Origin of the sequence: uncultured Gemella sp. (genome assembly GCF_963525165.1) — a bacterium.
In the GTDB taxonomy this organism is placed as follows: Bacteria; Bacillota; Bacilli; order Staphylococcales; family Gemellaceae; genus Gemella.
This window is the reverse complement of the sequence record NZ_CAURJN010000053.1, coordinates 1-7,891: the sequence shown is the minus strand read 5'-3', so window position 1 is coordinate 7,891 and position 7,891 is coordinate 1. Positions and strand designations below refer to the sequence as shown.

Genomic DNA, 7,891 nt, shown 5'->3' with positions numbered 1-7,891 from the left:
CATGAACACCATGACCATCATGAAATAGACGAACACCACGGACATCATGAAACAGGTGAACACCATGACCATCATGAAATAGATGAACACCATGGACATCATGGACATCATAAACATTCAACTGATGATGACGATGATTATGAATTTAATCCTAAAGATATAGTTAGCGAGGATGAAAACGGATATACTGTAAGACATGGAGACCATTTCCACTATATTCCAAAGAATAAAGTAGAGAAACGCGTTGAAACTGTTAAACCAGCTCCAGTTATTCCTACTCCTGTACTTCCTGAAGTAAATAAAGCAGAAAAACTTGACGAAACTGTTAAACCAGTTCCGGTTGTTACGGTTCCAGTTTTACCTGAAGTGAAAAATGAAGAGAAACAAAAAGTAGAAGAAACAGTTGTAAGACCTAGCATCTTATCATTTGCTGGAGTTCAATTTGAGACTAGTGATGGATTTGTTTTAAATGAAAATACTATTGGTACTCCGACTTCATTAGGACTAGTGATTTATCATAATGGTCACCAACACTTTGTATACTATAAGCAACTAGTGAATTCTAAATTTGAAAAATTAATTCCTGAAAAATATTTAGAACAAGCTAAAAAAGAGTATAAAGAATTAGAAGATAAAGTAACTGAAAAAATAAATTACTTATCAAATAAAAATAACATTGATAAAAGCTCAATTAAATATGTATCTACAGCACAAGGAGATGCTCTTTCATATGACGGTAAAACAACATTATTAGATAATATTAATGTTAACGATGTAACTGAGGTTCCTACTGAAAAGCCAACAGAAAACAACAAAGAAGAAAATAATACAGAAAATAAAGAAAATTATTCTGAAGAAGTGACTAAAAAAATTAATCACCTTGCTAAAATACTAGGTATTGACCCTAAACTTATTAAATTAGTAGAAACTGAAAGCGGTCAAGCATTAACTTATCCTCATGGTGATCATAGTCACACTGTACTATTAAATGCAATTCATATTGATGAGACTGATGTAGATATTACTGAAGAAATTCAAAAACAAATTAATTACATCGCTGAAGTGTACGGAGTACCAAAAGAAGCAGTTAAAGTAACAAAAGATTTCTTCGTATTTAATGAACCAGCTCACGCTTACGATCCAACACACATTCACCCATACCTAATTCCTCGTGAGAAATTCCATATTCCAGAGGTTACAGGTGACGATGAAGTGGATTTTGAAAATGAATTACTTGCCTTAGCAAAACGTACAGGTATTCCTGCAGATAAAATTAAACGTGATGGCGATAAATTTGTAATCCCTCATGGAGATCATGATCACTTTGTTAAAATTTTATCTAAAGGAGCGGACATCTATTACAAAAATAGAATTCCTAATATCACAGGAAACTATGTTTCTGGAGACTTCGATAAAGAAGCTGTATTCAAACGTATCGAGGAACTTAAAGCTAATAACCTTGCTAAACACAGCAATGATAAAAAACAAGCAAACCGTGTAAATCGTGCATTAGATCAATTACGTGCAACAATAGAAGAATTGCCAACTAACTCTACTAATGGATATCTTGCGATGTTAAATGATTTCGACAAAAAATACATCCAAGAAGAAGCTAATGCGGATACTTCTAAAAATGATGAATTAGTTAAAAAATATAATACTCTACTAAATAGAATTAAAGATACTGATATTGAAAAATATGGTCTTTCAAAAACTGACTTAACTAACGAGTTAAATGAAGCTAGCTCAAATAAAGATGCTAATACACTAAACAAAGTTAGTCATATGTTAGATGAACTTCAAAAATTCGAAGATCGTGAAAGTATTACAACTGTAAGCTACATTAAATACTTCTTAGAAAATATAGATAGTGATAAAATTGATAACCAACTACGTGAAGAACTTGCTTCTCTTGTAAAAGATTCTTATGAATCTCAAGCATTCATCACTAAAACACCAATGAGAACACTAGTAACAAGACTTATTAATGCTAAAAACGCTCTTCACTACGCGCTAGAACACAATGAAAGTTCAAAAGTTGAATTCGGTGAAAAATATAATAAATTAAATGAAACTGACAGTGATGGTGCAACACTACGCTCTTCAGCTGATCAATTCACTAAAGAAGCTAACGATCCTTCATTCCCAATTGAATTCTCTAATGCCAAATATGATAAAGCAGATTTTGAAAAATATGCAAATAAAACAACAGAGAAAACTGAAGCTACTACGCCAGCCACTAAAGTAAAACCAGAAGAAGACAAAGACAATAATATAAATAATGAAAGTAACACTAGAAATCAACCAAACAATGAAGTAAGTACACCTAAAGAAGAAAATAATACGACAGATAATAAAAAAGTAGAACTTACTCCAGAAGAAACTGCAAAAGTAAACTTACTTGCGGGAATCTTTAAACTTTCTCCAGATTCATTAAATGTTATTGAAACACCATATGGAAAAGCAGTGAACTTCACACTTGGTGGAAAAGCTGAAACGATATTAATTAATGATATCGACAGATTACTTGCTGCATTATTAGCAAATGCTAAACCAAAAGAAGCTTCAACAGAAAATAAAAATAGTACTACTCTTAACTCAGAAAACGAAGTTTCAAATCCAGAAAACAACACAACTACACCAACAGAGGAAACTTCAAATAATTCAACAGAATAAAAATAATCTAAAAAGACTTGACAAAAAAGATAAAAATAGAGTAAAATTATATTAAATAAATATATAAAATTTGATTATAGACATGTTTTAATCTAAGAACATTCCCAGAGAGAGTACAAATGCTGAAAGTACTTATTGTTTATTTTAAAATTCTACTATAAATAATATCAAATTAAATTTCAAGAATCTTTTAGATTGAATTTGGGTGGAACCACGGTATAGAAATTAATCGTCCCTTGCGTCTTTGACGTAAGGGATTTTTTATTTTACTTACAAAATTCAGTCAAAATTAATTATAAGAAGGAGCATACAATTATGTTAGACATTAAATTATTTAGAGCAAACCCAGAAATGGTAAAAGAAAAATTAGCAGCAAGAAACTTAGAAACAGATGTGGTTGACTTACTTATCGACTTAGACAAAAAACGTCGTGAGCTACTTGTTCAAGTAGAAGATTTAAAAGCACTTCGAAACAAAAAAAGTGAAGAGATTGCTATCTTAAAAAGAAAACGTGAAGATGCTTCAGATGTAATCGCAGATATGAAACACGTTTCTGATGAAATTACAACTCGTGATATTGAAGTTAAACAAATCGCTGAAGAAATCAATGAAAAAATTATTAGAATCCCTAACCTTATCTCTAATGAGACTCCTATCGGTGAAGATGAAGATGAAAACATCGAAGTTCGTCGTATTGGACAAGTTAGAGAGTTTGACTTTGAACCAAAAGCCCACTGGGATTTAGTTGAAGAATTAGATATTGCGGATTTCGAACGTGCTTCTAAAATCTCTGGAAGCAGATTCGTATTCTACAAAAAAGCCGGAGCACTACTTGAGCGTGCACTAATAAACTTTATGATTGATACTCATGTTGTTGAACACGGATATGAAGAATTTATGGTACCTCAATTAGTTAATAGAACTGCTCTATTCGGTACAGGTCAATTCCCTAAATTCGTCGAAGATGTATATACAGTAGAATCTGAAGGTTTAACTCTTATTCCTACTGCAGAAGTTCCATTAACAAACTACTACAATGGAGAAATCTTAACTGAAGATATGTTACCAAAAGGTGTTACAGCATTCAGTATCTGTTTCAGATCTGAAGCAGGAAGTGCAGGTCGTGATACTCGTGGATTAATCCGTCTTCACCAATTCAATAAAGTAGAAATGGTTCGTTTCTCTAAACCTGAAAATTCATATGAACAATTAGAAATAATGACTGGCCATGCTGAAAACATTCTTAAAAAATTAAACTTACCATATCGTGTAATTACTTTATGTTCTGGAGATACTGGATTCTCTAGTGCTAAAACTTACGATATCGAAGTTTGGTTACCAAGTTATAACGCTTATAAAGAAATCAGTTCTTGTTCAAACTGTACAGATTTCCAAGCACGTCGTGCAAATATGCGTTTCAAACGTGAAGATACTGGAAAAGTTGAATTTATTCACACATTAAACGGTTCTGGATTAGCGGTAGGACGTTGTCTAGCAGCTATAATTGAAAACTATCAAAATGAAGATGGTTCTATCACAGTACCAGAAGTTCTTCGTCCATACATGCGTGGAATCACAAAAATTGAAAGAAACTAATTAATTATTCTCAATAATAGATAAAGAAAGACTCAAGGAGCTTACATAAACTCCTTGAGTCTTTTTCCCAACCCTTTCCAGATAAAAATCCTTTATAAAAAGATAGTGGCTTTAGATTACCTTTTTCCACTCCACTATCTTTTATTTTTATAATATAAAGTTATGCATTAATTTGGGTTTTTTCAAACTTGTCTAATGCTTGTAAATATCCGTCTGTTGCTGTGACATGCCATGCTAAACTAACATCCCTAAAGTTATTTAACCAATTCAGTACTTTTCTTAATTTCTCCGGATTATTAGCAAGTACAGTCTGGGCTTTATTTTCTAATTCTGTTAATCTACTATTAACTACAGCTTCATCAATATTCCCATTTACTTTTGGAATCTCTATATAAGGTATTTTGTTTTGATTATATAGTCTCCATCCTGGACTCTTAATTGAATAATAGTGATTATGATCACCATGATTTACTATCATTTGTCCATCTTGCACCTGAATATGTTCAACTGTCGTATTCATACTGCTTGCCAATGCAGTTATTTCTTTTTCAAAATCTCCTTCTAAATCTGAGCTCATTGCTGGAACAGTTATGTCACTAAGTGCAATACGTTTAACTACTCCGTTATAGTTAAATACTAATGTGTTATTATCAACTGTAATATCACTCTCATTTATTCCGTAAAATAGTGAAATATAATTTTTCTTACTATCTATAGTTGCTTTATCTTCAGTTGTTGTTACTGCACCTTTCTTAGCTAAAAATTCTTTTGCTTCTTCTAGTTGTTTAGCTGATAAATCAGATTTTTTAACAAAGTGATTATGATCACCATGTTTTACAATATATCCATCACCTTCTTCACTAACTATATTATTCACATCGAATACAAAATCATGTTCTTCAGCTTCATTATGATTATGCATTTCTGAATCGTGCTCTGCTTTATTATTATGCACCTCCGAAGCATGCTCAGCTTCTGTATTAGATGGCTCGGTAACTGAATTTTCTTTATTAGCCACCTCAGTAGTTGGTGTTACTAAATTATCTTTAACTTGTTTTCTTATTTCACTCAATTGTTTTTCTAAATCAATCTGTTTATTTCTGCTTTGATCTACACTATAGGACATATCTAGATAAATAATACGAGCTTTTTGTTTTAATTCGTCAGCAACTTCTGGAGCTAATTTTTTCTCTTCTTTAAGTTTTAATATCTCTTCCTGTAGTTTTTCTGCCTGTTCTGTAATATAGTCTGCAGATAAAGTATAATTTTCTTTTATGTCTCCACCTTCGACTTTTTCAAAATTACTCATTATTCCTTTTGGAATATTCCCACCGCTTGGAATTTCTAACTCTTCTTTTGGAACAGTATTATGACTTATATCTAAGTATTCTAAAGTTTTATTTTTTTCTTTTAATGCTAATGTAGATACATAGTTATTTGACATTGTTAAGTATTTTAACGACGTAAGATTATTTACATTTTCCATTGATCTAATAACATTATTTTTAACTATTAGATTAATTAATTTATCTTGTTTATTAGATGGGAACTCACTAATTTTATTGCCACTAGCATCTAAATTCTCAAGTGCAGATAGTTTATTAATGTTATTAATTTCTTCTAATTTATTATTTTTAATTTCTAGACTTGTAATTGTACTGTTCTCAAAATCCAAACTATCTATTTTATTATTGTTAACTTCTACACTTTCTAAAACTTTAGCATTTTTCAAATGAGATAATGTTGTTATTTTATTATCATTTGCTACTATTTTTTTCAACTTAGGCAAGTTAGAAACAACACTTAAATCTCTAATATTACTATTATTTACCGTCAGTTGCTCTAAACTATTATTTTTAAGAGTTGCCAATTCTAATCCACTGTTATTAGATAAGAATAAACGTTCTAATTCATCTTTGCTACTCAATGCGTCTAATTTTGTAATATTATTATTTTCAAGACTAACTGCTCTTAAGTGATTTAAATCTTTTAGAGCTGAAATATCTTTAATCTTGTTATTGTCTAGATTTAAAGACTCTAAGTTAGTAAGATTTTTTAGTACATCAATATTTTCAATATTATTTCCTGCAGCAGATACTAATTTTAAATTTGGATAATCTTTTAAGAATGAGATATCTTGTATATCATTTTCAGAGAAATCAATCCCTTCTAATGTTGGTATATTTTTTATAAATGAATAATCCTTAATACCAGTTCTTGATACATATAATTGTTTTAATTTCTTGAATTTATAGACAGGTGTAATATCATCGATAGAAGTATATCCAATACCTAGAACTTCAATATTTGGCATAAGGTCCAATCCATTCCTTTTGAGTGGATCTTTATTTTGACCTATGTTTAGATACTTAACAGTTTTCAACCACTCTTTCATTTTCTCTACATTTGTCTCTTGTGCAGGAAAATCAGTGTCAGCTGATGCATGTTGAATATCATGGATAATGTCATCATCAAATCCTAATTTTTTCAACGTCTCAGCTCCCGAATTACTATGTGGATCTGCCAAAGGTTTTGATGTATCTATATCTTTAAGCAATATAGTATGGCTATGATCTCCATGTGAATATACCACCGCCTTACCTTCTGCTGTTTCAATTAATTTTATAGCACTTTTATCTATATTTAATTGTTTAGCAACATAATCAGTTTTTTCTTCAATTTCTTTTTCTTCTGAAGAAGTTTCATTTTTCCCTTCTACTGAATTATTAGGTCTCTCTGTGTTAGTAGTTGCAGAATTATTACTTGTAGAATTATTTTCTTCAGTGCCTAATATATTCGAATTATTTGTCTCCGCATCTTCTTTGATATTTATATCTTTTAACAACTCCATTTTTCCATTATATGAAATTGCATCCCCGTTTGAAGTAATAACATAACTAAATTTATCTTTATCTATATTATTCTTTTTAGAAATATAATTAATCTTATCATTAACTTCTTTCTCTAACTCAACATACTCTTCTTTGGCTTTATTTAGATATTGATGAGGAATTAATTTTTCAAATTTAGAATTTACTAATTGTTTATAGAATATAAAATGTTGATGCCCACTATGAGCTACTAAAAGCCCTGTTGAAGTCGGTGTTGTAATACTATCATCAGACAGTTTAAACCCATCACTAGTCTCAAATTGAACTCCAGCAAATGATAAGATGCTAGGTCTTACAACTGTTTCTTCTACTTTTTGTTTCTCTTCATTTTTCACTTCAGGTAAAACTGGAACCGTAACAACCGGAACTGGTTTAACAGTTTCGTCAAGTTTTTCTGCTTTATTTACTTCAGGAAGTACAGGAGTAGGAATAACTGGAGCTGGTTTAACAGTTTCAACGCGTTTCTCTACTTTATTCTTTGGAATATAGTGGAAATGGTCTCCATGTCTTACAGTATATCCGTTTTCATCCTCGCTAACTATATCTTTAGGATTAAATTCATAATCATCGTCATCATCAGTTGAATGTTTATGATGTCCATGATGTCCATGGTGTTCATCTATTTCATGATGGTCATGGTGTTCACCTATTTCATGATGGTCATGGTGTTCATCTGTTTCATGATGTCCGTGGTGTTCGTCTATTTCATGATGGTCATGGTGTTCATG

The 7,891-nt window shown here is 30.9% G+C and carries 3 protein-coding genes; 2 read left to right on the top strand and 1 reads right to left on the bottom strand.

The window, feature by feature from the left end; translation table 11 throughout:
• Both RWQ74_RS08375 and serS read left to right on the top strand, forming a co-directional pair.
• On the top strand, window positions 1–2,676 hold a 2,676-nt coding region (locus tag RWQ74_RS08375), incomplete at its 5' end, for a pneumococcal-type histidine triad protein (protein WP_314397840.1).
• 315 nt (window positions 2,677–2,991) lie between these two features.
• Window positions 2,992–4,272, top strand: a complete 1,281-nt coding sequence (gene serS / locus RWQ74_RS08370) for a serine--tRNA ligase (RefSeq protein WP_314397838.1) — start codon at window positions 2,992–2,994, stop codon at window positions 4,270–4,272.
• A 160-nt stretch (window positions 4,273–4,432) separates the two neighbouring features.
• Here serS and RWQ74_RS08365 read toward each other — a convergent pair.
• A partial coding sequence (locus RWQ74_RS08365) for a pneumococcal-type histidine triad protein (RefSeq protein ID WP_314397837.1) occupies window positions 4,433–7,891 on the bottom strand: 3,459 nt, incomplete at its 5' end.

Excerpts from the sequence above, each read along its gene's own strand:
- serS (WP_314397838.1), top strand. The coding sequence starts at position 2,992 with ATGTTAGACATTAAATTATTTAGAGCAAACCCAGAAATGGTAAAAGAA.